Below are 20,012 nucleotides of genomic sequence, written 5' to 3'. Positions count from 1 at the left end.
GTGACGCAGTGAGCGAGTTGCGTATCGAGGACGTGTGGCCCTTGTCCTCCCTTCAGGAAGGGCTACTGTTCCACTCCCAGTACGACGAGCAGGCCGACGACGTCTACGTCGAGCAGTTCGTGACCGGTCTGGCGGCTCCGCTGGACCCCGCGGTTCTGCGGGCGTCCCTCCAAGCGCTCCTCGACCGCCACGCCAGCCTCCGGGTGGGGTTCCAGCAGCCCGCCGGAATGCAGCAGTTCGTGCAGGTCGTGGCCCAGGGTGTGGAGTTGCCGTGGCGTGAGGTGGATCTGTCGGGGTTGTCGGTGGGGGAGGTGGGGGTTGAGGCTGCGCGGTTGAAGGCGGAGGAGGGTGGTCGGCGGTTTGATGTGGGTGTGCCGCCTTTGTTGCGGGTGTTGTTGTTGCGGTTGGATGAGTCGCGGTTTGAGTTGGTTTTGACGTTGCATCATATTTTGATGGATGGTTGGTCGTTGCCGGTGTTGTTTGGTGAGTTGTCTGAGGTGTATGGGGCTGGGGGTGATGTTTCGGTTTTGCCGGTGGTGACGTCGTATCGGGAGTATTTGGCGTGGTTGGGGCGTCAGGATCGTGGTGCGGCGCGGTTGGCGTGGGGTGGGTTGTTGGAGGGTGTGGTGGAGCCGACGTTGGTGGGGTCGGCGGGTGTGGGTGGTGTGGTTTCTGCTGAGGGTGACGGTGACGGTGACGGTGAGGGTGTAGGTGGTGTGGGTCATGTGGTGGTGCGGGTGGGTGGTGGGTTGGTGGGTGTGTTGCGTGGGGTGGCGCGTGAGCGTGGGTTGACGTTGAACTCGGTGGTGCAGGGTGTGTGGGGTGTGTTGGTGGGGGTGTTGACGGGTCGGTCGGATGTGGTGTTTGGGGCGGTGGTGGCGGGTCGTCCGGCTGAGTTGGTGGGTGTGGAGCGGATGTTGGGGTTGTTCATCAATACGGTTCCGGTGCGGGTGGTGGTGGATCCGTATCGGTCGGTGGAGGGGTTCTTGGGGGAGTTGCAGGAGCGGCAGGCGGGGGTGTTGGAGCATCAGCATTTGGGGTTGGCGGAGATCCAGCGGGTGGTGGGTCAGGGGGAGTTGTTCGACACGCTCCTCGTCTACCAGAACTACCCCGTGCCCGCTCAGGGCGACCTCGCACCCTCCGGTGACGGCCTCCAGATCACGGGCTCGTCCAGCTCGGACACCGCGCACTACCCGCTGATCCTCGGTGTCGTCCCGGGCGAGCACATGGAACTCCGCCTCGACTACCACCGCGACCGGTTCGACGCCGAGACGGTGCAGGCGTTGGGTGACCGGATGGTCCGGCTCCTGGAGCAGATAGCCGAGGACCCCAGCCGACCGCTGGCCCAGCTGGACGTCCTCGACCCGGCCGAGCGGACCCGGCTGACCGAGTGGAACGACACCCTCGACGAGGACCCGAGCGACACCGTCCCCCAGCTGTTCGCGGCCCAGGCCGCCCGGACTCCGTACGCGGTCGCCGTGACCGGGGCCGACGGGGAAGGCCTCAGCTACGCCGAGTTGGACGCCCTCTCCGATCGTGTGGCGGGCGGGCTGGTGGGCCGCGGCGTGGGCCCGGACGGTCGGGTGGGCGTCGTGCTGGACCGTTCGCCGGAGTTGGTGGCGGTGCTCCTGGGCGTACTGAAATCGGGTGCGGCGTACGTGCCGTTGGATGCGGCGCACCCGGTTGCTCGTCTCAAGGGTGTGGTGTCCGAGGCCGGCGTTTCGGTGGTGGTCGCTGACCGGGTGTGGGAGGGGCTGGAAACCGTCTCGGTGACGGAACTCCTCGATGCTGCTCCGCTGGCTTCGGCGCCCGTGGTGTCTCCGGATGCGCTGGCGTATGTGATGTACACGTCGGGTTCGACGGGTCGGCCGAAGGGTGTTGCGGTCACGCATCGCAATGTTGCGGCGTTCGTGGCGGATCAGGTGTGGCGTGATGATGTGGTGGAGCGGGTGTTGGTGCAGGCCAACCATGCCTTCGATGCGTCGACGTATGAGTTGTGGGTGCCGTTGGCGCGTGGTGGTCAGCTGGTCGTGGCGCCCTCCGGTGACTTGGACGCGGCTGAACGCGGTCGGTTGATCGCCGAGCACAAGGTCACCAATGTCCATGCGACGGCGGGTCTGTTCCGGGTGTTGGCGGAGGAGTCGCCGGAGATTTTCGCGGGCGTGCGTGAGGTGTCGACGGGTGGCGATGTCGTGTCGGCGTCCGCGATCCGCGCTCTCCTCGATGCGCACCCCGATCTGACCGTGCGTACGACGTACGGTCCGACCGAGACGACGGCGTTCACGACGCAGATCCCGTACCGCGCGGGCGACGAGGTCCCGGCCAACGTCCCGATCGGTCGCCCGATGGACAACAGTCGGGCGTACGTCCTGGACGAGTTCCTGCGCCCGGTCCCGCCCGGTGTGACGGGCGAGCTCTACCTGTCGGGAGCCGGTCTCGCCCGTGGTTACGACAACCGCCCGGGTCTCACCGCCGAACGTTTCGTGGCCTCGCCCCACGGTGGTGGGCGGATGTACCGCACGGGTGACCTGGCCCGCTGGACGACCGGCGGTGAGTTGCTGTTCGCGGGGCGTGCCGATGACCAGGTGAAGATCCGGGGCTTCCGGATCGAGCCGGGCGAGGTCGAGGCGGTGCTTGCCGCGCACGAGTCGGTGGGTCAGGCCGCGGTGATCGTTCGGGAGGACCAGCCGGGCGCCAAGCGACTCGTCGCGTACGTGGTCGCGGCAGCCGACTCCCTCGACACGGAGGCGCTGAGCGAACACGTCGCCGGCAAGCTGCCGGAGTACATGGTCCCGTCCGCGGTCATCGCCCTCGACACCCTGCCCGTCACGGTGAACGGCAAGCTCGACCGGGCCGCCCTCCCCGCGCCCGAAGCCAGGGCCTCGGTCAGTCGGGGACCCGCGACCCCGTTGGAAGAGGTGCTGTGCGGGCTGTACGGCGAGGTGCTGGGCCTGGAGTGGGTGGGCGCGGAGGACTCGTTCTTCGACATCGGCGGTGACTCGCTCCTCGCCATGCGGCTGATCCCCCGCATCCGTGCGGTGCTCAACGCCGAGGTCAGCATCCGTGAGCTGTTCGGCGCCCCTTCGCCGGCCGAGATGGCACGGTTGGTGGCCGAGCACCAGGGGCAGGTGCGGGCACCGCTCGCCGCCCGGGAACGCCCCGAGGTGCTGCCGCTGTCGTACGGGCAGCAGCGGATGTGGTTCCTCAACCAGTTGGAGGAGGCGGGCGCGGGGGCCGGGTACAACATCTCACTGGTGCTCCGGCTGGTCGGGGACCTCGACCTGCCGGCCCTGACGGCCGCCCTCGCCGACGTGGCCGATCGACACGAGTCGCTGCGGACGCTCTACGCGGAGACCGAGGGCGTCCCCAGACAGGTCATCGTCGACGGTCGGGACGGGCACCCCCCGGTCGCGGTCCGTGAGATCGCCGAGGAGGAGCTGCCCCGGGCGCTGGAGGCCGGCACCGTGCGGGGCTTCGACCTGGCACGCGAACTGCCGTGGCGCGTGGAATTGCTCGCCCCGTCGCCCACCGACCACACCCTGCTGCTGGTGGCCCACCACATCGCCGTGGACGGCTGGTCCATGGGCGTGCTGGCCAGGGACGTCCAGGCCGCGTACGCGGCTCGACACGCCGGATCGGCCGTCAACTGGTCCCCGTTGCCGGTGCAGTACGCCGACTACGCGTTGTGGCAGCGGGAGACGCTGGGCGAGCTGGCCGACCCGGACAGCCTGATCAGTGCCCAGCTCGGCTACTGGCGGGACAACCTCGCCGGCATCCCCGAGGAACTGTCCCTCCCGGTCGATCGGCTCCGGCCCCCGGTGTCGTCCTTCGAGGGCGGTGCCCTGCCCCTACGGATCGACGGGCACACGCACGCCCAGCTGGTGGAGGTGGCCCAGCAGGGCTCGGCGACCATGTTCATGGTGGCCCAGGCGGCGCTGGCGATGCTGCTCGTCCGGCTCGGCACCGGAACCGACATCCCGTTGGGCACCACGGTCGCCGGACGTGGCGACAGCGCGTTGGACGAGATGGCCGGGTTCTTCGTGAACACCCTGGTCCTGCGGACGGACGCCAGTGGTGACCCCACCTTCACCGAGTTGCTCTCCCGGGTCCGTGACGTCGACCTCGCCGCCTACAGCCACCAGGACCTGCCGTTCGAACGGCTCGTGGACGATCTCAACCCCGTGCGGTCGCTGTCCCGGAACCCGCTCTTCCAGATCATGCTGGTGCTCCAGAACATCCCCCGGACGGCCGCTCCTTGGGTGCTGCCGGGCCTGACCGTCACACCGATGCAGGCGCGCGACACGGTCGACGCCCGGGTCGACCTCACCGTCAGCCTCACCGAGCACCGCGACGACGAGGGCACGCCCGCCGGAATGGGCGGGGAGATCCACTACGCGAGGGACCTGTTCGACCACTCCACGGCCGAAGCGCTCGCCAACCGCCTGATGCGGGTCCTGGAGCAGGTCGCAGCGGACCCCGGGCTGCGCATCAGCGCCCTCGACGTGCTGGACGCCGACGAGGAGTGGAAGGTCGTCCAGGACTGGAACGACACCGACCACGAGATCCCGGACGACACGGTGCCCGGGCTGTTCACGGCGCAGGTGGCGCGGACCCCGGACGCCTTGGCCGTGGTGGGCGACGGCGTGCGGCTGACCTATGCCGAGCTGGACACCCGCTCGGACCGGGTCGCGGGGTGGCTGGCGGGCCGTGGTGTGGGCGCGGGCGGCCGGGTGGGCGTGGTGATGGACCGTTCGCCGGAGTTGGTGGCGGTGTTGCTGGGCGTGTTGAAGTCGGGTGCGGCGTACGTTCCGCTGGACGCGGGGCATCCGGTTGCTCGGCTGAACGGTGTGGTGTCCGAGGCCGGAGTGTCGGTGGTGGTCGCGGACCGGGTGTGGGAGGGGCTGGAGACGGTCCCGGTGGCCGATCTGCTGGATGCCGCCCCGCTGGCTTCGGCGCCTGTGGTGTCTCCGAACGGGCTGGCGTACGTGATGTACACGTCCGGTTCGACGGGTCGGCCGAAGGGCGTGGCCGTGACCCATCGCAACGTCGCGGCGTTCGTGGCGGACCGGGCGTGGCGTGATGACGTGGTGGAGCGGGTGTTGGTGCAGGCCAACCACGCCTTCGACGCGTCGACCTACGAGCTGTGGGTGCCGCTCGTGCGTGGCGGGCGCTTGGTACTGGTCCCGCCCGGCGAGGCCGATGCGGCCGAGCAGGCCCGGTTGATCGCCGAGCACGCGGTGACGAACGTGCACGTGACGGCGGGTCTGTTCCGGGTGTTGGCGGAGGAGTCACCGGAGATCTTCGCGGGTGTGCGGGAGCTGGCGACGGGCGGGGACGTGGTGTCGTCGTCGGCGGTCCGTGCCGTCCTGGCGGCTCACCCGGGCATGACGGTGGTGGCGAACTACGGCCCGACCGAGACGACGGCGTTCATCACGCGACAGGTGTACACGACCCGGGACGCGGTCCCGGCGACCGTGCCGATCGGTCGGCCGATGGACAACAGCCAGGCTTACGTCCTGGACGAGTTCCTGCGCCCGGTGCCGCCCGGTGTGACGGGCGAGCTGTACCTGGCGGGCACCGGACTCGCCCGCGGCTACGACAGCCGCCCGGGACTGACCGCTGAGCGGTTCATCGCCCACCCCTTCGCCGATACCGGTGGCCGGATGTACCGCACGGGTGACCTGGCCCGGTGGTCGGTGGGCGGTGAGCTGCTGTTCGGCGGGCGGGCGGACGACCAGGTGAAGATCCGGGGCTTCCGGATCGAGCCGGGCGAGGTGGAGGCGGCACTGTCCGACCACGAGTCGGTGGGGCAGGTCGCCGTGATCGTCCGGGAGGACCAGCCGGGGACCAAGCGCTTGGTCGCCTACGTCGTCGCGGCCGGAGACCCGGCGGACCCGGTGGACTCCGAGGAACTGCGGGAGCACGCGGCCGGGCGGTTGCCGGAGTACATGGTGCCGTCGGTGTTCGTGACGTTGGACGCCCTGCCGGTGACGGTGAACGGGAAGTTGGACCGCGCGGCCCTGCCCGAGCCCGGGGTGGTGGTGTCGGCCGGTCGGGGCCCGGAGACTCCGGTGGAGGAGTTGTTGTGCGGGTTGTTCGGTGAGGTGTTGGGGTTGGAGTGGGTGGGGGCGGAGGATTCGTTCTTCGAGTTGGGTGGGGATTCGTTGTTGGCGATGCGGTTGATCGCTCGGGTGCGTTCGGTGTTGGAGGCGGAGGTGAGCATCGCGGCGTTGTTCGGTGCGCCGTCGGTGGCCGGGTTGGCGCGGTTGGTGGAGGCGGACCGCGGTGTGGTGCGGGCGCGGTTGGTGGCGGGGGAGCGCCCGGATGTGGTGCCGCTGTCGTTCGGGCAGCAGCGGATGTGGTTCCTGAACCGGCTGGAGGAGGCCGGCGCCGGCGCCGCGTACAACATCTCCTTGGCGCTGGGCCTGACCGGTGAACTCGACGTCGCGGCCCTCCAGGCGGCACTGCACGACGTCGCGGACCGGCACGAGACCCTGCGCACGGTGTATCCCGCGACCGGCGGGGTGCCCAGGCAGCAGATCCTGGACGGTGCCGACGGCCGGACCGAGCTGGTCACCCGGACCACGCACCGCGGTGAACTCCGTTCGGTGCTCGGTGAGTTGTCGCAGCGGTCCTTCAATCTGAGCCAGGACCTCCCCTGGCGCACGGACCTCCTGATCCTCACGGACGCGGACGCGGGTACAGGCACAGGCACAGGTACCGGAGAGGAACGGTCCGATTCGGCCACCGGGCCCGTCGGCCCCGAGTCCGACTTCGACGCCGTCCTGCTCCTGACCGTGCATCACATAGCGGTCGACGGTGCGTCCATGGGCGTGTTGGCCCGGGACTTCCAGGACGCCTACGCCGCGCGCCGCGTCACCGACGCCCCGTCCGAGCGACCCGCCCTGCCGGTGCAGTACGCCGACTACGCCCTGTGGCAGCGGGAGGTGCTGGGCGAGCTGGACGACCCGGACAGCCTGATCAGCGCGCAACTCGCGCACTGGCGTGAAGCGCTCGCGGAACTGCCCGAGGAACTGGCACTCCCCGTCGACCGCACCAGGCCCGCGGCGCCGTCGTTCATCGGGGGCGAGGTGCCGGTGGACGTGAGCGCCGACACGCACGCCCGACTGATCGCGTTGGCCCAGCGGGCTTCGGCGACGACCTTCATGACGGTCCAGGCGGCGCTGGCGATGCTGTTGGTGCGGTTGGGCGCCGGGACCGACATCCCGGTCGGCACGGCGGTCGCGGGCCGTCCCGACAGCGTGCTGGAAGAGTTGGCCGGGTTCTTCGTGAACACCCTGGTCCTGCGGACGGACGCCAGCGGCGACCCGACGTTCCAGGAACTCCTGGCCAGGGTCCGTGACGCCGACCTCGCCGCCTACTCCCGCCAGGACGTACCGTTCGAGCGACTGGTGGAGGACCTGAATCCCGTCCGTTCGCTGTCCCGGCACCCCCTCTTCCAGATCATGCTCGCCGTGCAGAACGCCGGTGCCGGCGGCGACGCGGCCTGGGAGCTGCCGGGGCTGACGGCGCGGCCGATGCCCGCCGACGACCGGGTCGTCAGCCGGTTCGACCTGTCGATCGGACTGGACGAGATCCGCGACGACGCGGGCACGCCCGCCGGAATGCGCGGCACGGTCCAGTACGCGACGGACCTGTTCGACCGGTCCACCGCGCGCGCCCTGGCCGATCGGCTGCGCAAGGTGCTGGAGCAGGTGGCGGCCGATCCCGCACTTCGGGTCAGCGCTCTCGACGTGCTGGACGCCGATGAGGAGTGGAAGGTCGTCCAGGCCTGGAACGACACGGATCACGCGATCCCGTTGGAGACGGTCCCCGCGCTGTTCGCCGCCCAGGTGGCACGGACCCCGGACGCGGCGGCCGTCGTGGGCGGGGACACCGCACTGACCTATCGCGAGCTGGACGCCAGCTCGGACCGGGTGGCGGGTTGGCTGGCCGCCCGGGAGCTGGGCGGGTCCGGCGACCGGGTCGGTGTGGTGCTGGAGCGTTCGCCGGAGTTGGTGGCGGTGTTGCTGGGTGTGTTGAAGTCGGGTGCGGCGTACGTGCCGTTGGACGCGGCGCACCCGGTGGAGCGGTTGCGTGGCGTGGTGTCCGAGGCCGGGGTGTCGGTGGTGGTCGCGGACCGGGTGTGGGAGGGGCTGGAGACGGTCCCGGTGGCCGATCTGCTCGATGCCGCCCCGCTCACCACGGCGCCCGTGGTGTCTCCGGAATCCCTCGCGTACGTGATGTACACGTCCGGTTCGACGGGTCGGCCCAAGGGTGTGGCCGTGACCCATCGCAACGTCGCGGCGTTCGTGGCGGATCGGGCGTGGCGTGATGATGTGGTGGAGCGGGTGTTGGTGCAGGCCAACCATGCTTTCGATGCGTCGACGTATGAGTTGTGGGTGCCGTTGGCGCGTGGTGGTCAGCTGGTCGTGGCGCCCTCGGGTGATCTGGACGCGGCTCAGCGGGGTCGTTTGATCGCTGATTACGGGGTCACCAATGTCCATGCGACGGCGGGCTTGTTCCGGGTGTTGGCGGAGGAGTCGCCGGAGATTTTCGCGGGTGTGCGTGAGGTGTCGACGGGTGGCGATGTCGTGTCGGCGTCCGCGATCCGTGCCCTGCTCGATGCGCACCCTGATCTGATCGTGCGGACGACGTACGGTCCGACCGAGACGACGGCGTTCACGACGCAGATCCCGTACCGTGCGGGCGACGAGGTCCCGGCCAACGTGCCGATCGGCCGGCCGATGGACAACACCCGGGTCCTCGTCCTGGACGAGTTCCTGCGCCCGGTCCCGCCCGGTGTGACGGGTGAGCTGTACCTGTCGGGCGCCGGACTGGCCCGCGGATACGACGACCGTCCCGCACTCACCGCTGAACGTTTCGTCGCCTCGCCCTACGGCGGGCGGATGTACCGGACGGGTGACCTGGCCCGTTGGACGGCCGGCGGTGAGCTGCTGTTCGCGGGGCGCGCCGACGACCAGGTGAAGGTGCGCGGGTTCCGGGTCGAGCCGGGCGAGGTGGAAGCGGTGCTCGCCGGCCACGCGTCGGTGGCGCAGGTGGCGGTGATCGTCCGGGAGGACCAGCCGGGCACCCAACGGCTGGTGGCGTACGTGGTGGCGGCGGGTGGCACGCTGGATGCCGAGGCGCTGCGGGAGCTGGTGGCGGGCGAGCTGCCGGAGTACATGGTGCCGTCCGCGGTGATGGCGCTCGACACCCTGCCGGTGACGGTGAACGGGAAGTTGGACCGGGCGGCCCTGCCCCAGCCGGAAGCCAGGGCCTCGGTCAGCCGGGGGCCCGCGACCCCGTTGGAAGAGGTGCTGTGCGGGTTGTTCGGTGAGGTGTTGGGGTTGGAGCGGGTGGGGGCGGAGGATTCGTTCTTCGAGTTGGGTGGGGATTCGTTGTTGGCGATGCGGTTGATCGCTCGGGTGCGTTCGGTGTTGGAGGCGGAGGTGAGCATCGCGGCGTTGTTCGGTGCGCCGTCGGTGGCCGGGTTGGCGCGGTTGGTGGAGGCGGACCGCGGTGTGGTGCGGGCGCGGTTGGTGGCGGGGGAGCGCCCTGATGTGGTGCCGCTGTCGTTCGGGCAGCAGCGGATGTGGTTCCTGAACCGGCTGGAGGAGGCCGGCGCCGGTGCCGCGTACAGCATTTCGCTGCCGGTGCGGCTGGTGGGTGACCTGGACCTCGCGGCGTTCGAGGCGGCGCTCGGTGATGTGGCCGAGCGGCACGAGACCCTGCGCACGGTCTTCCCCGACACGGAGGGCGTGCCCAGGCAACACGTCCTGGAGGGCCCGGCGGCCCGGCCGGTGCCGATCGTCCGGGCGGCGACCTCCGCCCAGGTGCCGGAGCTGCTCGCCGCGGCGACGGGTCGCCCCTTCGACCTGGCCTCCGACCTGCCGTGGCGGATCGAACTCCTGGAGACCTCCCCGACCGAACGCGTCCTCGTGGTGGTGGCGCACCACATCGCGGTCGACGGCTGGTCCATGAGCGTGCTGGCCCGCGACCTGTGGACCGCGTACGCGGCCCGTGCCGGCGGCGCCGCGCCCGACTGGGTGCCGTTGCCGGTGCAGTACGCCGACTACGCCCTGTGGCAGCGTGAGGTGCTGGGTGAGCTGGAGGACCCGGACAGCCTGATCAGCGCGCAACTCGCGCACTGGCGTGAGGCGTTGGCGGACCTTCCGGCCGAGCTGGCATTGCCGACGGACCGGCCGCGGCCGGCGGCTGCCTCCTTCGAGGGCCGGGCGGTCCGGGTTCAGGTCGGTGCCGAGACGCACGCGGCGCTGGTCAAGGCCGCCGAGCGGGGTTCCGCCACGGTGTTCATGGTGGTGCAGGCCGCCCTGGCGGTACTGCTGAGCCGGGTCGGCGCGGGCACGGACATCCCCGTCGGCACGGCGGTCGCCGGGCGCGGGGACACCTCGCTGGACGACCTGGCCGGGTTCTTCGTCAACACGTTGGTGCTGCGCACGGACGTCAGCGGTGATCCGACGTTCGAGGAGCTGTTGGCGCGGGTGCGCAATGCGGACCTGTCGGCCTACGGGCACCAGGACGTGCCGTTCGAGCGGCTGGTGGACGAGCTGAACCCGGCCAGGTCGCTGGCCCGGCACCCGCTGTTCCAGGTGATGCTGGTCCTCCAGAACGTGCCGCGTTCCCAGTCGTCGCCCTGGGAGGTCCCGGGTCTGGCGGTGGAGCCGGTGCCCGTGGACGAGAACGTCGCCGCCCGGTTCGACCTGTCGGTCAGCCTCTCCGAGCAGCGGGACGAACAGGGCACCCCGCTCGGTCTCGTCGGCAGCCTCCAGTACGCGACGGACCTGTTCGACGAGTCCACCGTGCAGGCCCTCGCGGGCCGGCTGGTCCGGGTGCTGGAACAGTTCGCCGCCGACCCGGGGGTGCGCCTCAGCCGGATCGAGGTCCTTCAGGACGTCGAGCGGACGCAGGTCGTCACCGACTGGAACGACTCCGCGCGCAGCGCGCCCCCCGCGACGCTGCCCGAGCTGTTCCGGGCGCAGGTCGCACGGACCCCCGACGCGCCCGCCGTGATCGGGGAGACCGAGCTCAGCTACGCGGAGTTGGACCGGCGGACCAACCGGATCGCGCACTGGCTGATCGCCCGGGGCATCGGCCCGGAGTCCCGGGTCGGCGTGCTGATGGAACGCTCCCCGGACCTGGTCACCGTGCTGCTCGGCGTGTTGAAGTCGGGTGCGGCGTACCTGCCGATGGACCCGGCGTACCCGGCCGAACGCATCGGGTTCGTCCTCGCCGACGCCTCGCCCGCGCTGGTGTTGTGCACCAGCGGCACCGCGGGACTGCTGGCCGAGGCCGCCGAGGATGCAGAACGCGTGGTGTGGGACGAGGACGCGACGTTCGCGCAGGTCGCCGGGGCCCCGGCGAGCGCTCCGGACGTCGGACTGAGCCCCCGGCACCCCGCGTACGTGATCCACACCTCCGGGTCGACGGGCACCCCCAAGGGCGTGGAGGTCACCCACCAGGGGGTCGCCAGCCTCTCCGGGAGCCAGATCGAACGGTTCGGGGTGGGCCCGGGCTCCCGGGTGCTCCAGTTCGCGGCGCTCGGCTTCGACGCCTCCGTCTGGGAACTCGTCATGGCGTTGACGTCGGGCGCGGCCCTGGTGACCGCCCCCGCCGACCGGATGCCGCCGCTCGGACCGCTGGCTGACCTGTTGGACGACTACGGGATCACCCACGTCACGCTGCCGCCCTCGGTGCTGGCCTCCGCGGACCGGCTGCCCGCCTCGCTGCGGACCGTCGTCGTCGCCGGTGAGGCGTGCCCGCCCGCCCTGGTCGACGCCTGGGCCCCGCAGGTGGACTTCATCAACGCGTACGGGCCGACCGAGACCACCGTCTGCGCCACCATGTCCGCCCCGCTGGCCCCCGACCCGGACCGCACCTCGGTGCCCATCGGCACCCCGGTGTGGAACAGCAACTCGTACGTGCTGGACGACTTCCTGCGCCCGGTGCCGCCCGGTGTGACGGGCGAGCTGTACGTCACCGGGCCCGGTCTGGCCCGTGGTTACGCGGGTCGGGCGGGGGTGACGGCGGAGCGTTTCGTGGCGTCGCCGTTCGGTGGGGGGCGGATGTACCGGACGGGTGACCTGGCGCGGTGGACCCGGGACGGGGAGCTGGTGTTCGGGGGTCGCGCGGACGATCAGGTGAAGGTGCGCGGCTTCCGGATCGAGCCGGGTGAGGTCGAAGCGGCGCTCGCGGCCCACGTGGGTGTGGGTCAGGTGGCGGTGGTGGTGCGGGAGGACCAGCCGGAGGTGAAGCGGCTGGTGGCGTACGTGGTGCCGGCCGGTGAGCCGCTGGCCGACGGAGTGCTGCGGGAGCACGCGGCGCAGCGGCTGCCGGACCACATGGTGCCGTCGGCGTTCGTGGTGCTGGACGCGCTGCCGATGACGGTGAACGGGAAGCTGGACAAGGCGGCCCTGCCCGCCCCCGAGTTCGACGGCGGTGAGGGGCGTGAGCCGCGGACCCCGCTGGAGGAGGCGCTGTGCGGGCTGTTCGCCGGGGTCCTCGGGCACGAACGGGTCAGTGCGGACCGTTCGTTCTTCGAGCTGGGCGGTGACTCGCTGCTGGCGATGCGGCTGATCGCCAGCATCCGCTCCGAGCTGACCGCGGAGGTGAGCGTACGCGACCTGTTCGGTGCGCCGACCGTGGAGGGGCTCGCCCGACTGGTGGAGGAGGGGCAGGGCGTCGTCCGGGCGCAGTTGGTCGCGGGGGAGCGCCCCGAGGTGCTGCCGCTGTCGTACGGGCAACAGCGCATGTGGTTCCTCAACCGGATGGAGCAGTCCGGTGCCGGCGCCGGCTACAACGTGCCGCTCGCCCTGGAACTCACCGGCGCACTCGACATCGAGGCCCTGCGGTCCGCGCTGCACGACGTCGCCGAGCGGCACGAGACCCTGCGCACCGTCTTCCCCGAGACGGACGGCGTGCCCGCACAGCGCATCCTGCCCGCCGGGGGCACCGACCTGCCGGTGCGCAACGTCGTCCCCGACGAACTGCACGCGACCGTGGACGGGGTGGCGCGCCACACCTTCGACCTCACCCGGGACCTGCCCTGGCGCACCGAGCTGCTGTCGCTGTCGGCGACCGAACACGTCCTGGTGCTGGTGGCGCACCACATCGCCGTCGACGGCTGGTCGATGGGCGTCCTCGCCGGAGACCTGCGGGCCGCGTACGGGGCCCGCCTCGGTGGTGCGGCCCCCGACTGGGTGCCGTTGCCGGTGCAGTACGCCGACTACGCCCTGTGGCAGCGCGAGGTGCTGGGCGAGCTGGACGACCCGGACAGCCTGATCAGCGCCCAGGTCGGCTACTGGCGCGAGGCGCTGGCCGGGCTCCCCGAGGAACTGACGCTGCCGGCGGACCGCACCCGGCCCGCGACCTCCTCGCACCGGGGCGCCTCGGTGCCGGTGGAGGTTCCGGCGGCCGTGCACGCCCGGCTGGTGGAGGTGGCGCGGCAGAGCTCCTCGACCATGTTCATGGTGGTCCAGGCCGCGTTGGCGATGCTGCTCGCCCGGCTGGGCGCCGGCCACGACATCCCGGTCGGCACGGCCGTCGCCGGTCGCGCGGACCGGGCGCTCGACCAACTGGCCGGGTTCTTCATCAACACGCTGGTGCTGCGCACCGACGTGAGCGGCGACCCGACGTTCGAAGAGGTCCTGGCGCGGGTGCGCAACGCGGACCTGTCGGCCTACGGGCACCAGGACGTGCCGTTCGAGCGGCTGGTGGACGAGGTGAGCCCGGTGCGGTCGCTGGCCCGGCACCCCCTGTTCCAGGTCATGCTGGTCCTCCAGAACCTGCCGCAGGAGGGCTCGGGTTGGGACCTGCCCGACCTCGACGTGCGGCCCGTGCCGGCGGAGGAGTCCGTCGCCGCCCGGTTCGACCTGTCCTTCACCCTGGCGGAGGCCCGGGACGAGCAGGGCGCTCCGGCCGGGATCTCCGGAGGGCTCCTCTACGCCACCGACCTGTTCGACCCGGCCACGGCCGAGGCCATCGCCGCCCGGCTGGTCCGCGTACTGGAACAGGTGGCCGCCGACCGGGGCCGCAGCCTGAGCGGGCTGGAGGTCCTGGAGGACACCGAGCGGGAACGGGTCCTCACGGACTGGAACGACACCGCCCGCCCCGAGACCGGGGCCACCCTCGGTGCGCTCTTCGCGGAGCAGGTCGCCCGGACCCCCGGGGCCACCGCCCTGGTCGACGCCGCCGGCGGCCCCGCGCTGACCTACGCCGAACTGGACGCCCGCGCGGACCGGGTGGCGCGGTGGCTACGGGACCGCGGCGTGAGCGCGGAACACCGGGTCGCCGTGCTGCTGGACCGGTCGGTGGAACTGCTGGTGGTGCTGCTCGGCGTGGTGAAGGCGGGCGCGGCCTACGTACCGCTCGACCCGGCGCATCCGGCCGAGCGGATCGCCCGCGTCCTCACCGGCGCCGCCCCCGAACTCGTCCTCAGCGAAACGGGGTTGACGGATCGCCTCGCTGACGCGGACGTCGTCCCCGTGCTCTGGGACGACCCCGAGGTCACCGCGGAGGTCGCCCGGGCCACCGGGCCGGTCCCGGTGTCCGCCGCGGGCCCCGAATCGCCGGTGTACGTGATGTTCACCTCCGGCTCCACGGGCGAACCCAAGGGGATCGTCACCACTCACCGCGGGGTCACCGACCTGGTGCGCGACCGGAGTTGGGCGGTGGAGCCGGGCGACCGGGTGCTGCTGCACGCACCGCACGCCTTCGACGCGTCCACCTTCGAGATCTGGGTGCCCCTGGTGTCCGGCGCCGCGGTCGTCGTCGCTCCGCCCGGCGTGGTCGACGGTCAGGCCCTGGGCCGGCTGGTCGGCGAGCACGCACTGACCACCGTCCATGTCACCGCGGGGCTGTTCGGGGTGCTCGCCGATGCGTCGCCCGAGGCGCTGACGGGCCTCACCGAGGTACTGACCGGTGGCGACACCGTCCCCGCCGGCTCGGTGGCCCGCATCCGGGAGACCCTGCCCGACCTGCGGATACGGCATCTGTACGGGCCCACCGAGGCGACCCTGTGCGCCACCGCGTTCCTCGTCGAGCCCGGCGTGGACGCCCCCGCCGTACTGCCCATCGGGAAGCCGCTGGACAACACCCGCGCCTACGTCCTGGACGAGTTCCTGAGCCCGGTGGCACCGGGCGTCCTCGGCGAGCTGTACCTGGCCGGGCCCGGTCTGGCCCGTGGTTACGCGGGTCGGGCGGGGGTGACGGCGGAGCGTTTCGTGGCGTCGCCGTTCGGTGGGGGGCGGATGTACCGGACGGGTGACCTGGCGCGGTGGACCCGGGACGGGGAGTTGGTGTTCGGGGGTCGCGCGGACGATCAGGTGAAGGTGCGCGGCTTCCGGATCGAGCCGGGTGAGGTCGAAGCGGCGCTCGCGGCCCATGAGGGTGTGGGTCAGGTGGCGGTGGTGGTGCGGGAGGACCAGCCGGAGGTGAAGCGGCTGGTGGCGTACGTGGTCCCGGCCGGTGAGCCGCTGGCCGACGGGGCGCTGCGGGAGCACGCCACGGAACGGCTGCCCGACTACATGGTGCCGTCGGCGTTCGTGGTGCTGGACGCGCTGCCGATGACGGTGAACGGGAAGCTGGACCGGGCCGCCCTGCCCGCCCCCGAGTTCGACACCGAAGGGGGCCGCGAGCCGCGGACCCCGCTGGAGGAAGCGCTGTGCGGGCTGTTCGCCGGCATCCTCGGGCACGAACGGGTCAGCGCGGACCGTTCGTTCTTCGAGCTGGGCGGTGACTCGCTGCTCGCGATGCGGCTGATCTCCGGCATCCGCTCCGAACTGGGCGCCGAAGTGAACATCCGTGACGTGTTCGGTGCGCCGACCGTGGAGGGGCTCGCCCGACTGGTGGAGGAGGGGCAGGGCGTCGTCCGGGCGCAGTTGGTCGCGGGGGAGCGCCCCGAGGTGCTGCCGCTGTCGTACGGACAGCAGCGCATGTGGTTCCTCAACCGGATCGAACAGTCGGGCGCCGGCGCCGGCTACAACGTGCCGCTCGCCCTCGGCATCACCGGCACACTCGACGTGGACGCACTCGAAGCGGCGCTCGGTGACCTCGCCGAGCGGCACGAGACCCTGCGCACCGTCTTCCCCTCCACGGACGGGGTGCCCCGACAGGAGGTCCGCGGGGACCGGCCGCCGCTCGCCCGCCGGGAGAGCACCCCGGACGAGGTCGACGGCGTGGTGGGCGAACTGATGGGCAAGGGCTTCGACCTCGGGGCCGAACTGCCCTGGCGCTCGGAGCTGGTGACCCTCTCGCCCACCGAACACGCCCTGGTCGTCGTCGCCCACCACATCGCCGTCGACGGGGTGTCCATGGGCATCCTGGAACGCGACCTGCGGACGGCCTACCTGGCCCGCTCCGGCGGTGCGGCCCCCGACTGGGCGCCGCTGCCCGTGCAGTACGCCGACTACGCCCTGTGGCAGCGCGAGGTGCTGGGCGAGCTGACCGACCCGGACAGCCTGATCAGCGCCCAACTCGGCTACTGGCGCGAGGCGCTCGCCGGACTCCCCGAGGAACTGGTCCTCCCGACCGACCGGCCCCGACCCGCGACCGCCTCCTTCCGCGGCGGACACGTTCCGTTCCGTCTCGACGCCGAGGCGCACGCCCGGCTGGTGGAGCTGGCCCGGCGCGGTTCGGCCACGATGTTCATGGTGATCCAGACCGCGCTGGCGGCCCTGCTGTCGCGGCTCGGTGCCGGTACCGACATCCCGCTGGGCACCGCCGTCGCCGGCCGCGGTGACAGCTCGCTGGACGATCTGGCCGGATTCTTCGTCAACACGCTGGTGCTGCGCACCGATGTGAGCGGCGACCCGACGTTCGAGGACCTGCTGGCCCGGGTGCGCGACGCGGACCTGTCGGCCTACGCCCATCAGGACCTGCCGTTCGAGCGGCTCGTCGACGACCTCGACCACGCCCGCTCGCTCGCCCGGCAGCCGCTGTTCCAGATCATGTTGGCCGTGCACTCCGGCGGTCGCCCGGCCGTCGACGCCGGCGACGCCTGGAACGTGCCCGGACTTTCGGTCCGGCAGCTGAGCCCGGACCACGAGGTCGCCGCCCGCTTCGACCTGTCGGTCACCCTCGGCGAACAGCGCGACGGGTCCGGGGCGCCCGACGGCATCGGCGGGGCCATCCAGTACGCCGCCGACCTGTTCGACGAGGACACCGCGCGGACCCTGTCCGAGCGGTTCTCCGCGGTGCTGCGGCAGATCGCCGACGACCCGCGGGTCCACCTGCGCGACCTCGACGTCATCGCGCCCGAGGAACGGCACACGGTGCTGGAACGGTGGAACGACACCACCGCATCGCTGCCCGTCGCCACCCTGCCCGAGCTCTTCGAACGGCGGGCCGTGGACACCCCCGGGGCCCCGGTCGTCGTCTCCCACGACCTCACCCTCGACTACGGCCAGGTCGACGCGCTGTCCAACCGGGTCGCGCACTGGCTGATCGGGCGGGGCGTGGGCCCCGACGACCGGGTTGCCGTGGTGATGGACCGGTCGCCCGACCTGCTGGTGGTGCTCCTGGGCGTGGTGAAGGCGGGTGCCGCGTACGTGCCGGTGGACCCGTCCCACCCCGCGGACCGCAACGCCTTCGTCCTCGCCGACGCGGCGCCCGCACTGGTGCTCTGCACCCGGGCCACCGCGGCGACGGCGGACCCCGGCACCGATACCGAGACCGACGCCGGCACTGTTGCCGGGGCACCCGAGCAGGTGGTGTGGGAGGACACCGTCGCCGACATGGCGGGCTACCCGGCGACCGCGCCGGGGGACCACGACCGGACGGCCCCGCTGCGCCCGGAACACCTCGCCTACGTGATGTACACCTCCGGTTCGACGGGCCGGCCCAAGGGCGTCGCGGTGACCCACCGCAACGTCGTCGGGTTCGCCACCGACCGCAGTTGGCGCGGGGACGTCCTCGAACGGGTCCTGGTGCACGCCAACCACGCCTTCGACGCGTCGACCTACGAGATCTGGGCGACCCTCGCGCACGGCGGGCGGCTGGTGCTGCTGCCGCCGGGCGACGCGGGCGCCGCCGAACGGGGCCGACTGATCGCCGAGCACGGCGTCACCAACGTGCACGCCACCGCCGGGCTGTTCCGGCTCCTGGCCGAGGAGTCCCCGCAGATCTTCGCCGGGGTCCGCGAGGTGTCTACGGGCGGCGACCTGGTGTCGTCCGCCGCGATCCGCACCCTCCTCGACGCGCATCCCGATCTGGTCGTCCGCACCACCTACGGGCCGACCGAGACCACCGCGTTCACCACCCAGACGGCGTACACCAGTGCCGGTACCGTCCCGGCGAACGTGCCCATCGGCCGCCCCATGGACAACAGCCGGACCTACGTCCTGGACGAGTTCCTGCGCCCGGCGCCGCCCGGAGTGACCGGCGAACTGTACGTCGCCGGCGCCGGGTTGGCCCGCGGTTACGCCGGCCACTCGGGCCGTACGGCCGAGCGGTTCGTCGCCTCGCCGTACGCCGGCGACGGCGCCCGCATGTACCGCACCGGTGACCTCGCGCGCTGGTCCGGCGAAGGCGAACTGGTCTTCGCGGGCCGCGCCGACGACCAGGTGAAGATCCGGGGCTTCAGGATCGAGCCGGGCGAGGTGGAGGCGGTGCTCGCCGAGCACGCCTCGGTCGGGCAGGTCGCGGTGGTGGTCCGCCCCGACCGGCAGGGCTCCCCGCAACTGATCGCCTACGCCGTGCCCGCCGGCCCCGAACTGGACGGCGGAGCACTGCGGGAGTACGCCGCGACCAAGCTGCCGGACTACATGGTGCCCTCGGCCGTGGTCGCCCTGGACGCCCTGCCCGTCACCGCCAACGGGAAGCTCGACCGCTTGGCCCTGCCCGACCCGGCGGCAAAGGACACCGACACCGGACGGGAGCCGCAGACCCTCGCGGAGGTGACGCTGAGCGGTCTGTTCGCCGCGACGCTGGGCCTGGACCGGGGGGTCGGCGCGGAGGAGTCGTTCTTCGACCTCGGCGGTGACTCCCTGCTGGCGATGCGGCTGGTGGAACGCGTCCGAGCGGCCTTCGGCACCGAGATCGGCGTTCGGGAACTGTTCGCCGGGCCCACCGTGGCCCAGCTCGCCCTGGCGCTCCAGGCGGACACCGCCGCCGTCGACGACTACGCGGGGGTGCTGCCGCTGCGGACGGGCGGGGACCGGCCGCCGCTGTTCTGCCTGCATTCCGGAGGCGGCCTCGGCTGGCAATACGCGGCCCTGGCCGCCCACCTTCCCGCCGACCAGCCGGTCTACGCCGTACAGGCACGGGGCCTCACCACGACGGAAAACCTGCCGGAAAGCCTGGGGGAAATGGCCGCCGACTACGTCGGACGGATTCGTTCCATCCAACCGGACGGGCCCTATCATCTGATCGGATGGTCATTCGGCGGAGTGCTGGCGCACGCCGTCGCCACGGAACTCCAACGGCAGGGCGAATCCGTCGCCACCCTCGCCGTTCTCGATGGATATCCCCATCGGGAGATCGCCCGGACCGAGGCGCCGGGAACGGAATTCGAGGCATTCGGGGAGCTGCGTCCCGATGAGGGCCCCACCCAGCTCATCGATGGTGGCAAGGTGCCCGACGGGCCTGCTCCGGCCACTACGGAGCTGGTCGACGGGGCACACCCCGACGATTCGCTGCCGGCCGCGCAACGGGTCGCGAACAACAACCTCCAGTTGCTGCGGGCCTTTACCCCGGAATCGTTCCGCGGGGACGTCCTCCTATTCGTGGCGGCCCTGGGGCGCCCGGAAATGATGACGGCCGAGGCCGCCCCGGAAGCCTGGCACCCCTATGCGGACGGCGTCGAGGTGCACACCCTTGAGTGCGATCACCGGCAGCTCGTCACGGGCGAACCGGTGGCGGAGATCGCCCGGGTCATTTCGGTGCGGCTGGAGGACGGTCGATCGTGATACCTCGCCGAAACCCTCTCTTCCCTAACCTCGTATCAAGCGTCCTGGCTACGACAGCGCCCGGTCGCTGACGAAGCCGTAGGAACT

Annotated in this window: 1 protein-coding gene; it reads left to right on the top strand. The window is 71.7% G+C overall.

The window, feature by feature from the left end:
• The first annotated feature begins 8 nt into the window (after positions 1–8).
• Positions 9–19,925 (top strand): non-ribosomal peptide synthase/polyketide synthase, encoded by a 19,917-nt coding sequence (locus ACFV88_RS04810; RefSeq protein ID WP_385485988.1) that lies wholly within the window; start codon positions 9–11, stop codon positions 19,923–19,925.
• Positions 19,926–20,012: the final 87 nt, after the last annotated feature.

It is taken from the genome of Streptomyces sp. NPDC059816 (genome assembly GCF_042732055.1).
Lineage (GTDB): Bacteria > Actinomycetota > Actinomycetes > Streptomycetales > Streptomycetaceae > Streptomyces.
Note: the sequence above shows the minus strand (reverse complement) of the source record. Positions and strands in the feature narration are given on the sequence as shown.